This is a genomic window from Pseudomonas sp. COW5, assembly GCF_026240005.1.
Taxonomy (GTDB): domain Bacteria; phylum Pseudomonadota; class Gammaproteobacteria; order Pseudomonadales; family Pseudomonadaceae; genus Aquipseudomonas; species Aquipseudomonas kribbensis.
The window spans coordinates 4,817,793-4,832,531 of sequence record NZ_JAPHVP010000001.1 but is presented as its reverse complement, the minus strand read 5'-3'; the positions used below and the strand labels follow the sequence as shown (position 1 = coordinate 4,832,531).

Annotated in this window: 18 protein-coding genes; 9 read left to right on the top strand and 9 right to left on the bottom strand. The window is 62.0% G+C overall.

From position 1 onward, the window contains the following. Window positions 1-146 precede the first annotated feature (146 nt). Entirely contained in the window at window positions 147-806 is a 660-nt protein-coding gene (locus OQ248_RS22110; RefSeq protein WP_114883923.1) for an isoprenylcysteine carboxylmethyltransferase family protein, read from the top strand. Here OQ248_RS22110 and OQ248_RS22105 read toward each other — a convergent pair. Both OQ248_RS22105 and OQ248_RS22100 read right to left on the bottom strand, forming a co-directional pair. Then, window positions 800-1,468, bottom strand: coding sequence for an HAD-IA family hydrolase (locus OQ248_RS22105; RefSeq protein WP_265814002.1), 669 nt, complete (start codon window positions 1,466-1,468; stop codon window positions 800-802). The two genes, OQ248_RS22110 and OQ248_RS22105, sit on opposite strands and share 7 nt — an antisense overlap. 63 nt (window positions 1,469-1,531) lie before the next feature. Then, window positions 1,532-1,945 carry a response regulator gene (locus tag OQ248_RS22100; protein ID WP_119427083.1) on the bottom strand — a complete coding sequence of 138 codons (414 nt, stop codon included), beginning with the start codon at window positions 1,943-1,945 and terminating at the stop codon, window positions 1,532-1,534. Between the two features lie 188 nt (window positions 1,946-2,133). Here OQ248_RS22100 and OQ248_RS22095 point away from each other — a divergent pair, with 188 nt between their 5' ends. Continuing rightward, window positions 2,134-3,075: a class I SAM-dependent methyltransferase gene (locus OQ248_RS22095; RefSeq protein ID WP_265814001.1), complete on the top strand. Its 942-nt coding sequence runs from the start codon at window positions 2,134-2,136 to the stop codon at window positions 3,073-3,075. A gap of 6 nt (window positions 3,076-3,081) precedes the next feature. Here OQ248_RS22095 and OQ248_RS22090 read toward each other — a convergent pair whose 3' ends face one another. Then, on the bottom strand, window positions 3,082-3,855 hold the full coding sequence (locus OQ248_RS22090; RefSeq protein ID WP_265814000.1) for a helix-turn-helix transcriptional regulator: 774 nt from the start codon (window positions 3,853-3,855) through the stop codon (window positions 3,082-3,084). A gap of 111 nt (window positions 3,856-3,966) precedes the next feature. Between OQ248_RS22090 and OQ248_RS22085 the strand changes: the two genes are divergently transcribed. Then, window positions 3,967-5,070, top strand: a complete 1,104-nt coding sequence (locus tag OQ248_RS22085) for an extracellular solute-binding protein (RefSeq protein ID WP_265813999.1) — start codon at window positions 3,967-3,969, stop codon at window positions 5,068-5,070. 27 nt (window positions 5,071-5,097) lie between these two features. Further along, a complete protein-coding gene (locus OQ248_RS22080; protein ID WP_265813998.1) occupies window positions 5,098-6,216 on the top strand; it encodes a P1 family peptidase in 1,119 nt (372 codons plus the stop codon). Window positions 6,217-6,325: 109 nt separating this feature from the next. Here the strand turns inward: OQ248_RS22080 and OQ248_RS22075 are convergent, their stop codons facing one another. Then, window positions 6,326-6,910, bottom strand: a complete 585-nt coding sequence (locus OQ248_RS22075; protein WP_265813997.1) for an NAD(P)H-dependent oxidoreductase — start codon at window positions 6,908-6,910, stop codon at window positions 6,326-6,328. Window positions 6,911-7,010: 100 nt separating this feature from the next. Here OQ248_RS22075 and OQ248_RS22070 point away from each other — a divergent pair, with 100 nt between their 5' ends. Next, complete coding sequence (locus OQ248_RS22070; RefSeq protein ID WP_265813996.1) at window positions 7,011-7,652, top strand: TetR/AcrR family transcriptional regulator; 642 nt, start codon at window positions 7,011-7,013, stop codon at window positions 7,650-7,652. A gap of 183 nt (window positions 7,653-7,835) precedes the next feature. On the opposite strand, the gene OQ248_RS22065 is transcribed toward OQ248_RS22070, so the two are convergent. Next, window positions 7,836-8,465 (bottom strand): TetR/AcrR family transcriptional regulator, encoded by a 630-nt coding sequence (locus OQ248_RS22065; protein ID WP_265813995.1) that lies wholly within the window; start codon window positions 8,463-8,465, stop codon window positions 7,836-7,838. Window positions 8,466-8,627: 162 nt separating this feature from the next. Between OQ248_RS22065 and OQ248_RS22060 the strand changes: the two genes are divergently transcribed. Continuing rightward, on the top strand, window positions 8,628-9,068 hold the full coding sequence (locus OQ248_RS22060) for a hotdog fold domain-containing protein (RefSeq protein WP_265813994.1): 441 nt from the start codon (window positions 8,628-8,630) through the stop codon (window positions 9,066-9,068). 65 nt (window positions 9,069-9,133) lie between these two features. Here OQ248_RS22060 and OQ248_RS22055 read toward each other — a convergent pair whose 3' ends face one another. After that, window positions 9,134-9,820: a GNAT family N-acetyltransferase gene (locus OQ248_RS22055; RefSeq protein ID WP_265813993.1), complete on the bottom strand. Its 687-nt coding sequence runs from the start codon at window positions 9,818-9,820 to the stop codon at window positions 9,134-9,136. Between the two features lie 184 nt (window positions 9,821-10,004). On the opposite strand from OQ248_RS22055, the gene OQ248_RS22050 reads away from it, so the two are divergent. Together OQ248_RS22050 and OQ248_RS22045 are read left to right on the top strand one after the other, a co-directional pair. After that, on the top strand, window positions 10,005-10,331 hold the full coding sequence (locus OQ248_RS22050) for a YXWGXW repeat-containing protein (protein ID WP_119427072.1): 327 nt from the start codon (window positions 10,005-10,007) through the stop codon (window positions 10,329-10,331). 42 nt (window positions 10,332-10,373) lie between these two features. After that, window positions 10,374-10,586, top strand: a complete 213-nt coding sequence (locus OQ248_RS22045; RefSeq protein WP_119427071.1) for a YXWGXW repeat-containing protein — start codon at window positions 10,374-10,376, stop codon at window positions 10,584-10,586. Between the two features lie 6 nt (window positions 10,587-10,592). Here the strand turns inward: OQ248_RS22045 and OQ248_RS22040 are convergent, their stop codons facing one another. Both OQ248_RS22040 and OQ248_RS22035 read right to left on the bottom strand, forming a co-directional pair. Beyond that, window positions 10,593-11,150 (bottom strand): YceI family protein, encoded by a 558-nt coding sequence (locus OQ248_RS22040; protein WP_265813992.1) that lies wholly within the window; start codon window positions 11,148-11,150, stop codon window positions 10,593-10,595. Window positions 11,151-11,204: 54 nt separating this feature from the next. Continuing rightward, window positions 11,205-12,110 carry a LysR family transcriptional regulator gene (locus OQ248_RS22035; protein WP_265813991.1) on the bottom strand — a complete coding sequence of 302 codons (906 nt, stop codon included), beginning with the start codon at window positions 12,108-12,110 and terminating at the stop codon, window positions 11,205-11,207. Window positions 12,111-12,230: 120 nt separating this feature from the next. Between OQ248_RS22035 and OQ248_RS22030 the strand changes: the two genes are divergently transcribed. Further along, entirely contained in the window at window positions 12,231-13,667 is a 1,437-nt protein-coding gene (locus OQ248_RS22030; RefSeq protein WP_265813990.1) for an amidase, read from the top strand. Window positions 13,668-13,673: 6 nt separating this feature from the next. Here the strand turns inward: OQ248_RS22030 and OQ248_RS22025 are convergent, their stop codons facing one another. After that, the gene (locus OQ248_RS22025; RefSeq protein ID WP_265813989.1) at window positions 13,674-14,672 is read right to left on the bottom strand and encodes an acyltransferase; all 999 of its coding nucleotides are present in this window, start codon (window positions 14,670-14,672) and stop codon (window positions 13,674-13,676) included. Window positions 14,673-14,739 lie beyond the last annotated feature (67 nt).

Sequence of the window (14,739 nt, the reverse complement as noted above, 5' to 3'; positions counted from 1 at the left end):
CCACGTCCGGGCGACCGCTGCGTCGGAGCGTGGACGGATGAAAGCGAAACGTCCCTGTCTGAAGCTTAGTCCACCCTGTTCCCTGAACGGTAAACGCCTGGGATCGTGCCGGGATCTACACTGAACGGAACAGCCGTGAGGTGCCTATGAAAATGTCAGCGCAAATGACCGTCGTCGCGGTCCTCGCCACCCTCGCCTATCTGGGCCTGGCGATGTGGGGCATCGGTGGTGTGGCGGTGTTCTTCTCCCACGGATCACTGGTGGTCGTGGCCCTGGCGACGCTGGTGATGGTGGTGGTGTCGTTGTTCAGCGAAGTTAACCTCAGCTCCGGCGAGCGTGAGGACCGGGCCAATCGCTGGGTGCTTCCGGCGTTCGGCGTGATCGGACTGGTCAGTGGTTTTCTGCCGGCTTATTGCGACCGTATCGGTTTCTGGACCGTGGGCAGCGAAGGCACCCGCTGGCTGGGGGCGTTGCTGTTCATTGCCGGCGGGGCGTTGCGGCTGTGGCCGGTGTTTGTGCTGGGGCATCGGTTCAGCGGCCTGGTGGCGATTCAGCCGGGGCACCGTCTGGTCACCGATGGCATCTATACGCGCCTGCGCAATCCCAGCTATCTGGGGCTGGTCGTCAACGCACTGGGCTGGGCCCTGGCATTTCGTTCGGTGGTCGGGATCCTGCTGGCGGCGCTGACGCTGATCCCGCTGATTGCCCGTATCCACTCGGAAGAAGCGCTGCTGCGCACCCAGTTCGGCGCCGAATACGACGCCTATTGCGCGCGCAGCTGGCGGTTGTTGCCGGGCGTTTACTGAGGTTGCAGACGCAACTGGTCGTCGCTGTCGATACTCAGCGCAACCTCGCGGTAGCTGGCGATGGTCGCGTGCGGAGTCTCGATCGGATGCTGGTGGGTCGCGGTGATGATCATCAACGGCGCACCCGCCGCCTCAGCAGCCTGGATACCGACCGTCGCGTCTTCGAAAATCAGGCAATCGGCCGGTTTCAGTCCCAGACGCCTGGCGGCCAGTTGGTAGCCGGCCGGGTCAGGTTTGCCGGCGCTCACGTCTTCAGCAGTGATCATCACCGCCGGCTCCGGAATTCCCGCCGCCGCCATCCGCCGCAATGCCAGATCCCGTGGCGCCGAGGTCACCATGGCCCACTGATTTGCCGGCAACGACTTGAGAAACGCCGCCGCACCCGGAATCTCGACTATGCCTTCAACGTCTTCGATTTCCGCCTCGGTGATGAACGCCGCTTGCGCCTCGGCGTCCACCCCCGGCAGGTTCAGACGCGTGATGGTGTCGATGGCGCGCACGCCATGGATGGTCGGCAGGAACGACTCGACATCCACGCCATGACGCTCGGCCCAGGCCGCCCAGATCCGCTCGGCGGCGGCGATGGAATTAAGGACGGTACCGTCCATGTCGAACAGGAACGCGCCGAACGCGCGATTGAAAACAGCATCTTGAGCAGACAAGGGATCGCATCCTTAGGCAGAGCCGGGCAAATGTGCCCGGCAATGTAGCATCTGCCGCAGGCTTCAGTGCAGACGCGGCGCCTTGGATTTGAACGCGCCGTCCACGCAATCGAGCAACTGACCGATGGCCCAGGGCTTCTTGATGAACGCCACCGGATGGCGCACGCCGGAGGTTTCCGGCGTTTCATAGCCGGACATGACCATCACCGGTTTTTCCGGCCAGCGCTCGCCGACCAGATTGGCCAGGTCCGCGCCGTTGAGGGTGCCGGGCATGGTGATGTCGGTGAGCAGCAGCGCGACTTCCGGCGCGTGCTCTTCCAGGTATTGCGACGCCGCATCGGCACTGGTCTGCGGCTCGACCTTGAAACCTTCCTCCTGAAGAATTTCGCACAAAAACTCCAGAATCAACGGATCGTCTTCCACTACCAGAATCAACCCGTCAGGAAGGTGCGCGCTCGAAGACGGAACTGGACACATGAACTGGCACTCCCTGAACAACATGAACGTTTTCAGCGGAATGAATCCGCTGCTTATCTGGTATGAGCGACACCTTGTACAGAAATTCATTTTTGATACAGGTCTTTTCGATAACGTCGCTCGGCGGGCCATCGCCACGGCGCTTTTGTGGTTAAAATGCCCGCCCTTTTGCTGGCCGATCCCGATTGATGAACCCTCAAGCCCTCGCCGTTCTCCACGCCCACCTGCTTACCGCGCTGACTTCGGCCCCGGCCGAAACCCGGCGCCTGTTCCATGGTCGTGGACGCTGCTGGCCGGGGCTGGAACAGCTCACCGTGGACTGGCTGCAAGGCGTGGTGCTGGTGTCGCTGTTCAAGGAACCCGAGGCTTCGCAGCTGGAGGACCTCAAGCGTCTGTTGCTGGAGATCACTCATTCGAAGCAATGGCAACAGTCCGGCGCCCACACCCTGCTGATCCAGCACCGCTACCTGCCGCAAAGCACCGCCGAATGGCTGCTGGGGGACGAGATCGACGAAATGACCATCGTCGAGGGCGGGCTGAAATACCGCGTGGATCTGGGCCGCAAGCAGAACGCCGGGCTGTTCCTCGACATGCGCTACGGACGCAACTGGGTGCGCGAGCAGTCTGCCGGCAAACGGGTGCTGAACCTGTTCGCCTACACCTGCGGTTTTTCGGTGGCGGCCATCGAAGGCGGCGCCAGCCATGTGGTCAACCTCGACATGTCCCGCGCGGCGCTGAGCCGGGGCCGCGACAATCACCGCCTGAACGGACATGACCTGAGCAAGGTGAGTTTCCTCGGCCACGACCTGTTCAAGTCCTGGGGCAAGGTGATCAACAGCGGCCCTTATGATCTGGTGATCATCGATCCGCCGTCATTCCAGAAAGGCAGTTTCCTGCTGACGAAGGACTACCAGCGTGTGCTGCGCCGCCTGCCGGAACTGCTGACGGCACAGGGCACGGTGCTGGCGTGCATGAACGATCCGTCGTTCGGTCCGGATTTCCTGATCGATGGCGTGACCCAGGAGGCGCCGAGCCTGCGTTTCGAGCAACGGCTGGAGAACCCGCCGGAGTTTCCGGATATCGATCCGGAAAGCGGTTTGAAGGCGCTGCTGTTCAAGCAGATCGGCTGATCTTGCTCAGCGCGGGCGCAGCACCAGCGCAAACAACTCGCCATGCCCGGTGACGTTGAGCTTGTGATAGAGGTTGCGCCGATGGACCTTCACGGTCTCCGGCGAAATGTTCAGTTGCTGGGCGATGGCTTTGCTCGAGAAGCCCTGAAGAATCAGGCGCGCCGTATCGATTTCACGTGCAGTCAGCCGCGCATCGAAACGGTCCAGCAATGCCGCCAGATCGCCGACCGGCGCCTCGACGGACGCGCCTTGCGGCGGCATCAACTGCACATGTCGACGCATCGCTGACAACACCCAGTCCCGCACACACAGTAAACGACCCTGCTCCTGCAGACTGAACGCCGTCGCCCGGCCCATCGACAAGCCGAGCACGCCGTCATCGGTGTTGACCATGAATTGCAACTCATCCGCGCCGACCACCGAACGGAAGTAGCTCAGGTAGTACTCGCTGTGCAGAAACTGGTCCGGCGCCACGGCCGCGAGACTGTGCAAACCATCGGAGATCCCGGCGACGGCGGCCTGATAGAACGGATCGAGCAGGTACATGCCGGCACAGTAACCCGCCAGTTCTTCCTGCTCGTCGGCGCGCCCCTGGCTGTCGAAGTCGATCAGCAATTGCGGCGGCCGCCCCGCCTGCATCACCGCCACCAGCGCATTGTCCAGCGGCACCAGCAGCCGCACCGTATCGACCAGCGCCCGCCAGAAGCCGTCCTGACCGACCGTGGCGAACAGCCGCGACAGGCTTTGATGCACCGGCAATTCCTGCAGCAACGCGTCCACGCACTACCCCTTTTGAGTAACCCATGATGGGAATGGGTGCGGCACGGCCCGCCCGATAGGCTGACCACTCCTGTTCATCACCGGCCTGTCACAGGCCAGGAGTGCCGCATCATGCGTTGTCATCGTGGGTATATCAACCTGGGCCTGGCGGGCGTCGTGTCCGTCGCACTGACCGCGCAAGCGGCCGAAGCGCCGAGCGTGCATGTCTACAACTGGTACGACTACATCGGCCCGAACACCCTGCATGATTTCAAGCGCGACAGCGGCATCGAACCTGTCTACGACACCTTCGACAGCGCCGAAGTACTGGAAGGCAAACTGATGACCAGCCACAGCGGCTACGACGTGGTAGTGGCGAGCAACTTCAGTCTGCCGACCCTGATCAAGGCTGGCGCCCTTGCCCCGCTGCCCCGCAATCAACTGCCGGGCTGGAAGAATCTCGACAACGATCTGCTCGGCAAACTGGCCAACAACGACCCCGGCAACCAGTACGCCGTGCCGTATCTGTGGGGCACCAACGGCATCGGCTATAACGTCGACAAGGTGCGCGCCGTGCTGGGCGACAAGGCGCCGGTGGATTCCTGGGATCTGGTGTTCAAGGAAGAGAACCTGGCCAAACTCGGCGAGTGCGGCGTGGCGATGCTCGATTCACCGTCGGAAATGCTCCCGGTCGCGCTGCACTATCTCGGCCTGCCGCCCAACAGCACCAACGCCGAGGACTATCAGAAAGCCGAAGCGCTGCTGCTGAAACTGCGCCCGCACATCGCCTACTTCAATTCATCCAAATTCATCAGCGACCTGTCCAACGGCAACATCTGCGTGGCGGTCGGCTGGTCCGGCGCGATGCTCGAAGCCAAGACCAACGCCGAGCAGGCCGGCAACGGCGTGAAGATCCAGTACAGCCTGCCGAAAGAAGGCGCGCCGGTGTGGTTCGACACGCTGGTACTGCTCAAAGACGCGCCGCATCCGACCCAGGGCCTGGCGTTCATCGACTACCTGCTGCGACCCGAGGTGATTGCGCCGGTCAGCGATCACCTCTCCTATCCCAATGGCAATCGCGCCGCCACCGCGCTGGTCGCCGAAGCCACCCGCGACAACCCGGCGGTATATCCGTCTGCCACGGCGATGGCCACGTTGTTCACCCTCGAACCCTTGCCCAAAGCCACCGAACGGGTGCGCACGCGGGTCTGGAGCAAGGTCAAGAACGGTCAATAATCAAAAATGAACAGAGAAGAGAACACCATGAAACCACGTGCCCGCGACCTCGACATCCGCATCGGCCAACTGCAGCCCGGCCCGCTCAATGCCATCACCGACGTACCCGGCGTACGGGTCGGCCACAGTAATGTGCGCGGTCAAAGAGCCGCCGGACGCGACATCTGCACCGGTGTCACGCTGATCGAACCGCGCGCCGGATCGACCAATGCACAACCGTGTTTTGCCGGCGTTCACGTGCTCAATGGCAACGGTGATGCGACAGGGCTGGAATGGATTCGCGAGGCCGGCCTGCTGACCAGTCCGATTGCTTTCACCAACACCCACAGCCTTGGCGTGGTGCGCGATGCATTGATCGAACTGGATCGCGCGCAGCAACCGGACGACGGTCGTCTCTACTGGAACATGCCGGTGGTGCTGGAAACCTTCGATGGTTTGCTCAACGACATCAACGGCTTTCACGTGAAGCCTGAACACGTTGCCGAAGCCATGAGCAATGCAGTCGATGGCCCCGTGCAGGAAGGCGCGGTGGGCGGTGGCAGCGGCATGATCTGCCATGAATTCAAAGGCGGGATCGGCACCGCATCACGCCGATTGAGCAAGGCTCAGGGCGGCTGGACAGTGGGCGCCATCGTCCAGGCCAACCATGGAATTCGCAGCGAACTGCGGGTCGACGGCTACCCGGTCGGGCGTTACATGGAACAAGTGGATTCGCCGTTCCTGCGTGCCTCGCTGCCGCATCCAGGCATGGGTTCGATTGTGGTGTGTCTGGCCACCGATGCGCCGTTGTTGCCGCATCAATGCACGCGCCTGGCGCAACGGGCGAGCCTTGGTCTGGCACGTACCGGCGGTGGCAATGAAGACCACAGCGGTGACATTTTCATTGCCTTCGCCACCGGCAACGAACAGGTCCCGCCTGCCGCCTACGAGGGCAAAGGCGCGCCCACCTGTGACGGCTTGCGGATGGTCAACAACGACCACATCAGCGAGCTGTTTCTGGCGGCGACCGAGGCGGTTGAAGAAGCAATCATCAATGCCTTGCTGGCCAGCGACAGCACCGAAGGCAACGGGCATTCGGTGCCGGGGCTGGATGCCGCGACCTTGCTCGCCGCTCTCGAAAAAGCCGGCTGGCCGGGCGCTCGCTGACACCGTAGCCCCCTTGTGGGAGCGAGCCTGCTCGCGATGGCGGTGTGTCATTCAACACATGCCTTGACTGGCAGATCGCAATCGCGAGCAAGCTCGCTCCCACAGGGGGTCAGCGGAACAACCCAAGTCCGAGTTCGTGCGCCGCCTGCAGTTGCACCGCAGGGTCGCGCAACTCGGACTCCAGCAACAACGCCGAGCCCGCCACCGTCGCCCCGCAGTAATCAAAAATCCCGTGATCGATCTGCACCTTCATCGCCGCGCCGTAGCCGTGGCGTTCGTAGGTGCGTGCATCGGCTCCGCCGAGTGCGACCAGATGCACGCGCAGGCGCCCGAGCTTCTTCAGGGTCGAATCGCCGTCGAAATCAAACGCCCAGCCATTGCTGAACACCCGGTCGATCCAGCCTTTGAGCAGCGCCGGCATCGACCACCAGAACACCGGATACACCAGCACCAGCACATCGGCGCGGTCGATGCGTGCCTGCTCGGCCAGGACGTCTGCCGGCGGCGCTGATTCACGGTGATGCACCGCCCAGTCGGCCACACCGAAACGCGGATCGAATTCCTCGGCGTGCAGGTCAGCGATTTCGAAGGTGTTGGACGGATCGCTTTTCGACAAGCCTTTGGCGATTTTCTGCGCCAGCGCATGCGTCAGTGAACGGGGATCGTCATGAGCCACAACAATCAATGCGTGCATGGGGAATTCTCCGGTTGGTGATTGCTGACCAAGGGCTTATCCTTTCGATAAGCTACACTTAGTAAGTTACCCTCAGTAAGTTACGTTTGGTATATAAGCAATGTCAACCACTGAAATCCCCGAATCCGTTCAACCCCGCCGACGCCTGTCCCGGGAAGACCGTCAGCGCCAGTTGCTCGACATGGCCTGGCAATTGATTCGCGAAGAAGGCACCGATGCCCTCACCCTTGGTTATCTGGCGGAAAAGGCGGGTGTGACCAAACCGGTGGTGTATGACCACTTCACCACCCGCGCCGGTTTGCTGGCGGCGCTGTATCAGGATTTCGACAGTCGCCAGACCGCACTGATGGATGCCGCGCTGGACAATTGCGAGGCGACGTTGAGCGGCACTGCCTCGGTGATTGCCACGTCGTATGTCGACTGTGTGCTGACTCAGGGCAACGAGATTCCCGGGGTGATCGCTGCGCTGGCGAGCACGCCGGAGCTGGAGAAGATCAAACGCGAATACGAGGCGATTTTCCTGGAGAAATGCCGCCGTGTGCTGTCGCCGTTCGCTGACGGTGGCGACATTACCCAAGCGGGATTGCGCGCCATGCTCGGTGCCGCCGAGGCCTTGTCTCAAGCAGCAGCCACGGACGAAATCAGCGCGGCGCAGGCCCGCGACGAGTTGTTTGCAACCATCACCGCGATGGTCGAAAGGGCCGCCGCCAGCGCCGCAAAGCAAGTGACTGACGGTACTTGAGACCGTCCGTGCACCTTCCTAGGATGGAGATACGCAACCGCTTGGTTCGCCAAACCGCTGCGTAGGTACGGGTGTCCTGAACCCCAATCAAGCCCGCACCTTGTTTCACGCGCATCTTGAGCCTCACGGGCTCTACTTCCTCCCCATCAAAGAGTCTTGAGGCTCTTTTTTTGTCCCTGAAAATCAGCCTTCGCCGGGTTCGCGACGTATCGAGCGCCAAGTGGCCTGCGCCAATAACTCGCGATAAGCCTTCGGACTGCCCTGCACTCTTCCCGACAACCACGCGCGGCAATAGCTGTCGGCCTGGCCGACGATCAGCGACGGCAGCAAATCGGCCGGGCATTCATTGAGTTCGGCGGCGCGCCCGGATTCGCTCAGCCAGGTGCGCAGGCCCTGGTTGCGCGTCCTGTTGCGGTCGGCGAGTTCATCCTTGTGCGGACCGCGGGTCACGGCATAACGCGCGTGATACTGGAACCGCGCCCATTCCGGCTGGTTTTCGACCCAGTCCACATAGCTGTAGACCAGCGCCTGCACGCCCTCTTCAGTGGTCGTCGCCTCGGCCAGATAAGCGTCGCGCAAGCGCCCCTGATCTTCCAGCGCAGTGAAAAACAACGCGGCCACCAGCCCTTCCTTGTTGCCGAAGTGGTGGTAGATCGCGCCGACGCTGGTGTCGCACTCGGCGCGGATCATTTCGATGGTGGTGGCCTCGATCCCCTGTTCGTTGAACAGGCGCAGGGCCTTGCGAAAGATGTCGCGCTTGAGTTCGGCCCGGCGTCCGGGGTAGCTGCGCTCGAGTAGATCTGCGGTGTCCATGGGTTGAAGGCCTTGTAAATCCGGTTGAAAGGCACACCCGTGCCGGTAATCGAAACGCGCCTAGGTTGACAGATTTCCCACGGACAGAATACCGTTCCGTTACAGAACAATATTCTGTAACGGAACATAATTCTGCAAATTCACTAATCGCGAGGCTTCACCATGAGTCAGTTTCTCAGCATGTTCACCAGCGCCGGCCCCGAAGCGTTCAGCCAGATGGCCTGTCAGGTAGCGCCGTATTTCAGCAGCATCCATCCGTTGGTCAGCGAGCTGCGTGCAGGCTCGGCAACGGTGCAGGTGCCGTTCCGCCGCGAGATCACCAACCACCTCGGCACCGTGCACGCCATTGCCATGTGCAACGCCGCCGAACTCGCGGCCGGGATGATGACCGACGTGTCGATTCCCGCGGGCGCCCGCTGGATTCCGAAAGGCATGACCGTCGAGTACCTGGCCAAAGCCAAATCTGATGTCACAGCCGTGGCCAACGGCGAAGGGCTGGACTGGCAGACCGAAGGCGACAAGATCGTGCCGGTGGACATCCACGACGCCGAGGGCAAGAAAGTGTTCACGGCGCGGATCACCATGAACGTAAAGCTGTCCTGAAATCACGGGTACAAAAAAGCCCTTGCTGCGGTCATCGCAACAAGGGCTATTTGCCGTTGGCCGGATCAGTGCACGGTCAGGCGCTGGCGGACAAATTCTTCGGTGTGACGGGTGACTTGATCCAGGTGCCGGTCGCGCTGTTTTTCGGCATCGACCATCGCCCGTTTGCCGTGCTTCTGCAGCAGGTAGGTGTGGATCTGCTGCACTTCCAGCGAACGGTAGATCGGCGTGGTGTCGATAAAACCGCGCAAACCGTTGCTGCGGTAATGCCGGGTGCTCATCAGCACCTGAGTCTCCAGCTGGCCCAGCACTTCAAAGCCCAGCGCCTCGAAATACGGGACTTTACCCACGCTGCACGTCAGTTCGGCATGGGGGTAACGCGCAACCATGTCAGCAATCAACGCACGGGCCACGCCCTGACGGCGATGCTGCTGATTGACCGCCAGATAGGCCACATTGCACGCTTCCCAGTCGCCTTGCACCGGCAAGTACAACAGGAAGCCGATCACCTGTTCCGGATCATCGTCGTCGGTGGCCACCAGCAGCTCCACTTCAGTGCCCTTCTCGCCGTTCAGCGCCTCCAGATACAAATGCACCTCGTAGCCGACCGCGTACTGATAGACGTTGTACAGCAGGTTGCTCGGGCCCAGACCAATGGCGCTGATGTCGGTCAGGTAGTCGACCACCATTTGCAGGATCTGGCTGTTGACGCCTTCGGGGCACGGGGACTTGTAGTGGGTGATGCGGGGCATGGCGGGTGAACTCCGGCGGTAAAACACAGGTTGCCGGGCGGGTTGGGCGACCGGCGAACCGCGACATCATACCCTGTGCAAGCCTGACAAAAATTTCATCTGCCGGTGAGCGGACTTTTCGCCCGTTTGGCGTCCAATTCTTCAGCTGCGTTCATTTTCCCGACGCAGGTCCTGAGGAGTTGTCATGAACGTTCTGCGTTCCCTGTTGAAATGGCGAAAAGCCCTGCTGCTGGTGCCAGTGACGCTGGCCGCGCTGGCCAGTTCCCCCGTGTTTGCCCAACCCGAAATGATCATCCGCGAAGCACCGCCACCGATGCGCATGGAACCGATGCCCGGTCCACGGGCAGGTTACGCCTGGGATCGCGGCCACTGGCGCTGGGAAGGCCGGGGTTATGTCTGGATGCCCGGTCACTGGCAACCGGTGCGTCACCATGGCGCACGCTGGGAACCTGGCCACTGGCAGGCGCGCGGGCCGAACTGGTACTGGATTGAAGGCCATTGGGTGCGTTGATCGCGCAACCGTCCGCCAACGTTACCCACCAGGAACATCACCATGTCGAAAACCCTAAAAACCTTGATCACCGCCACACTGGTGGCAATCACCCTGTCGGGTTGTGTCGTCGAACCGGCGCGCCCGCACCGTCCACCACCGATCGTCGAAGTGGTTCCGGCGATGCCTGCGCCGGGCTATCACTGGGTCGCCGGGCATTACCGCTGGGCCGGCAACCAGTGGCGCTGGGTGCCGGGACACTGGCGGGCGTATTGAGCCCGGTCACTGGGCCGGTGCAACGACCTTGAACTTGATCGCAATGTCATTCGAAACCACGGTGTCGGCCCACTCGCCGGCACCGAGGCCGAAGGCATCGCGCTTGAGCACCAGTTCACCGTCGAAGATGCCGATGCTGTTGTCCGGTTTCAGATGCACCGGCACCTGCACGTCATGGGTGATGCCTTTGAGGGTGAGCCGGCCGGCCACCAGGTAATGATTTTCATCGACCCGGCTGAAACCGGTCGATTCGAACACTGCCGTCGGAAACTTTTGCGTGTCGAACCACGCCGGTTTCACCAGCTCCGTGTTGGCGTCTTCGCTGCCGGCATCGATGCTCGTGAGGTCGATGTGCAACGTGGTGCGGGCGTTGCCGAGATTGGCAGTGTCGAAGTCCAGCGTCGCGTCGAACTTGCCGAACGTGCCGTACATCCGCGAGCCCATCTGGTTGTAAGTGAAGCTGATCTGGCTGGCGGCGGTATTGACCCGGGTGTACTCCACCGCCTGCGCCGCCGGCATGACGATCAGGCAACACACGGCAGCCAACAACAATCGAATCGACATGGGATGCTCCGGCGCCTCGGTAGGCCTCGATTGACTTAAGCAAACAACCGCCGCTTACGCCACTCCGTCCGGCATGTGCGCCTTCAGGTAAGCGATCAACGCCGTCACCTTGGGCGATGGCAGATGCTCGCGAGCCGTGACCGCGTTGAGATCCTGCGGCGGGCCGATCCACTCCGGCAACACCCGGATCAGGCGTCCGGCCTGCACATCCGCTTGCATGCTCTGGTCCATCGCCAGGCTCAATCCCTCACCGGCCAGTAACGCGTCGTGCAACAGCGCCGGATCGTTGGCCAGGATGGAGGGTTCGACACGATAGTCTCTCAGGCGCGCCCCTTCCCGACGCAACGGCCAGACATAACCGACATTGCGCCGGGCCTGATGCAGCGTCAACGTTTGATGGTGAAGCAATTCTTCCGGGGATTGTGGCGTTTCGTGGCGCGCCAGGTATTGCGGGGCCGCGTAAATACCGGTGGGAAAGCTCGCGAGTTTGCGGGCGATCAGACTCGAGTCCGGCAATGCCCCCAGCCGCAGTGCAACGTCGATTTCCTCTCCCACCAGATCCATCGGCACATGAGAGGCCAGAATCTCCAGACGAATCTCCGGATACGCCTGACGAAACCCCGCCAACAGCGGCGCAAACCAACTCACCCCGAATGAAAACGGCACCGTCACCCGCAACCAGCCACGGGGCCCGTCACGCAATTGATGCACCGCCCGTTCGGCGTGCTCGAGTGTCTCGGCGATGGATTTGCACTGCTCGTAATACACCGCCCCGGCCTCGGTCAGGCTCAACTGGCGGGTGGTGCGACGCAGCAGTTGCACACCGATGGCCTGTTCCAGCTCGCGCACCCGGCGGCTGACCGTGGTCTTCGGCATCTGCAAGGCATGGGCGGCGGCGGTGAAACTGCCGAGGCGCACCACGCAGACAAAAACCAGCGTGTCATTCAAGTCACGGATCATTTCGGGCCTGCCTGAGAGCATTCAACTGTGCCACCCATGGCACATTTCATGCCGCGATTATGGGCTAATCAGCCGAGACCCTGCGACCTAATATCGGTGCTCTCTCTCGGAGTGCTATCCATGAACCTCAACGAATACGCCGAACATGACGGCATCGGCCTCGCGCAACTGGTTGCGTCGGGCGAAGTCCACGCCAAAGAGCTGACCGCTCTGGCCCTCGAAGCGATACAGCAGGTCAACCCGGCGATCAACGCCGTCATCGAGCATTGGACACCGACCGCAACCACGGGCAGCGGCCCCTTGGCCGGAGTGCCGTTTCTGATCAAGGACCTGGCGATCACCGCAGCCGGGCGGCGCAGTGAACTGGGCAGCCGACTCGCCCAAGGCCTGATCGCGGAAATTGATTCCACGCTGATGCAGCGCTTCAACGCCGCCGGGCTCATCACCCTGGGCCGAACCACCACGCCGGAAATGGCGTTCAGCACCGAAACCGACTCCCTCCTGCAAGGCCCGACCCGCAATCCGTGGAACCCGCAACGCTCCGCCGGGGGCTCAAGCGGTGGCGCCGGTGCGGCTGTCGCAGCGGGCATCGTGCCGATCGCTCATGCCACCGACGCGGCAGGATCGATCCGCGTTCCGGCAGCCTTCAACGGGCTGGTGGGCCTCAAGCCGACGCGCGGCCGCAGCTCCCACGGGCCATTGATGGACGAAGTGTTCGCCGGGCTCGGCGTGCAATTGGGCCTGTCACGGACGGTGCGCGACAGCGCGGCGCTGATGGATGTGGTACAGGGCTGTGCGCCGGGAGATCCTTATTACACGGCGGCGCCGGTCGAAGGTTTTCTGGCTCAGGTCGGCCGCGATCCGGGACGCTTGCGTATCGGCTTGCTCGACACGCCGTGGAACGGGGCCAGTGTCGATGCCGAGATCAGTGATGCCACCGCCCGTGTTGCCCATGAGCTTGAATCCCTCGGCCATCAGGTTGAAACCGTCCGGGCGCCGCTCGGCCTGTCGTGGGACGCCTTCGTCGAGGCCAACGCGCATATCTGGTGTGCCAGCCTGGTGCGCTGGATCGACCATCTCGCCAGCGCTACCCGGCGGCCAGTCGATCGCAGCACCCTGGAGCCGGCCACCCTCGCCTGTTATGCGTTCGGCCAGCAATCGCGCGGTACGGATTTCGCCGCCGCGCTGGAAGTGCGCAACAGCGTCGCCCGGCAAGTGGCCGCGTGGTTCGAGTCCATCGACATCCTGCTGTCCCCGACCCTGCCACAACTGCCGCAAGCCATTGGCACCTACAATCGCGGCGCCGACACGCTGGATGGCCTGCAATGGACGGATCGTGTGTTCGAGCACTCACCGTTCACGCCAGTGTTCAACGTCGCCGGGACACCTGCCATTTCACTGCCGTTGGGGATGTCCCGCGACGGCTTGCCGATCGGCGTGCAAGTGGCCGCTCGTTTTGGTGCCGAAGACAGGTTGCTGCGCCTGGCTTCACAACTTGAGCAAGCGTTGCCCTGGCGACATCTGCGCCCACGGATTCGGGTCGGCCACGCAGGCTGACATCACTCAGGCAACCGGTTCGCTACCGGGTGCCTGTGCCACGCCCGATCGCCCACCGGCCCGCAGTTTGTGGCGCAGCTTCAGGGCCGGTTTTTCAATGACGTGGTAGGACACGATGCTCATGACAAATGACAGCGCCATCACCGCCTCGACATACCAGTCAATCCAGGCCAGCGGCCAGAGGGCACGCAGCAGGTACATCGCCACGAAATGGTTGAGAAACACGCCATAACTGATGTTGCCGAAGAACTCGTCCAGCGGATGCTGGCGCAGCCTCGTCAACAGGTACACGGCCGGAATGCCCAAGGCGACGCCCAGTGTGACTTCGGCATTGAAGGGCCGACGCTCGATCCAGCCGGCCATGATTGCGACAAACAGCAATGCCGCAGCCACGAACGTGCCCATCGCGATCAGCCGGCCCTTGCCCTGCGCGTCATACAGATAGCTGCCGCAGAGGAACATGAACAACACGCCCGGCAGCAGTCGGTAACCGTAGACATCGGTATTGATGTAGCCCAGGCACGCGACCATGAACACGGCCACGGACAGAGCAAACGCCACGCCCCGCAGCTTGAAGATCAGCAGAAACGGAATCGCCAGATAGAAACACAGCTCCAGCCCCAGCGACCACGCAGGCGGCATGAGCTGAGTGCCGGCCAGACCGAACATGTAGAAATCCAGTGGCACAATCGCCAGATTCGCGACGATATGCTTGAACGTGAGTTCGGCAGCCTGAGGTGTGCCGGGCAGCAGGAAATAGATCACCGCGCAGGACAGGCACAGATAAAACAGGAATTGCGGATAGAGTCTCAACGCCCGATCCAGATAGAACGAACCGACTTTATCCAGCGCCTTGTAGTTACGTTCGATGAGCGAGGTCATCACGAAACCGCTGATGATCAGAAACGAGATCACCGCGACCACACCCGGGTTCAGCCCCGCAAAATTGATCCCCATATGGGACAAAGCCACCAGCACCGCCAGCAACAATCGATAGACGCCCACGAACACCCTCACCTGTCCTTGTAGTTATGGGCGGCTAAGCTACGACGCTTTGCTGCGGGAAAACAGC

Excerpts from the sequence above, each read along its gene's own strand:
- OQ248_RS22110 (WP_114883923.1), top strand. The coding sequence starts at position 147 with ATGAAAATGTCAGCGCAAATGACCGTCGTCGCGGTCCTCGCCACCCTC.
- OQ248_RS22100 (WP_119427083.1), bottom strand. The coding sequence starts at position 1,945 with ATGTGTCCAGTTCCGTCTTCGAGCGCGCACCTTCCTGACGGGTTGATT.
- OQ248_RS22095 (WP_265814001.1), top strand. The coding sequence starts at position 2,134 with ATGAACCCTCAAGCCCTCGCCGTTCTCCACGCCCACCTGCTTACCGCG.
- OQ248_RS22085 (WP_265813999.1), top strand. The coding sequence starts at position 3,967 with ATGCGTTGTCATCGTGGGTATATCAACCTGGGCCTGGCGGGCGTCGTG.
- OQ248_RS22080 (WP_265813998.1), top strand. The coding sequence starts at position 5,098 with ATGAAACCACGTGCCCGCGACCTCGACATCCGCATCGGCCAACTGCAG.
- OQ248_RS22075 (WP_265813997.1), bottom strand. The coding sequence starts at position 6,910 with ATGCACGCATTGATTGTTGTGGCTCATGACGATCCCCGTTCACTGACG.
- OQ248_RS22070 (WP_265813996.1), top strand. The coding sequence starts at position 7,011 with ATGTCAACCACTGAAATCCCCGAATCCGTTCAACCCCGCCGACGCCTG.
- OQ248_RS22065 (WP_265813995.1), bottom strand. The coding sequence starts at position 8,465 with ATGGACACCGCAGATCTACTCGAGCGCAGCTACCCCGGACGCCGGGCC.
- OQ248_RS22060 (WP_265813994.1), top strand. The coding sequence starts at position 8,628 with ATGAGTCAGTTTCTCAGCATGTTCACCAGCGCCGGCCCCGAAGCGTTC.
- OQ248_RS22055 (WP_265813993.1), bottom strand. The coding sequence starts at position 9,820 with ATGCCCCGCATCACCCACTACAAGTCCCCGTGCCCCGAAGGCGTCAAC.
- OQ248_RS22050 (WP_119427072.1), top strand. The coding sequence starts at position 10,005 with ATGAACGTTCTGCGTTCCCTGTTGAAATGGCGAAAAGCCCTGCTGCTG.
- OQ248_RS22045 (WP_119427071.1), top strand. The coding sequence starts at position 10,374 with ATGTCGAAAACCCTAAAAACCTTGATCACCGCCACACTGGTGGCAATC.
- OQ248_RS22040 (WP_265813992.1), bottom strand. The coding sequence starts at position 11,150 with ATGTCGATTCGATTGTTGTTGGCTGCCGTGTGTTGCCTGATCGTCATG.
- OQ248_RS22035 (WP_265813991.1), bottom strand. The coding sequence starts at position 12,110 with ATGATCCGTGACTTGAATGACACGCTGGTTTTTGTCTGCGTGGTGCGC.
- OQ248_RS22030 (WP_265813990.1), top strand. The coding sequence starts at position 12,231 with ATGAACCTCAACGAATACGCCGAACATGACGGCATCGGCCTCGCGCAA.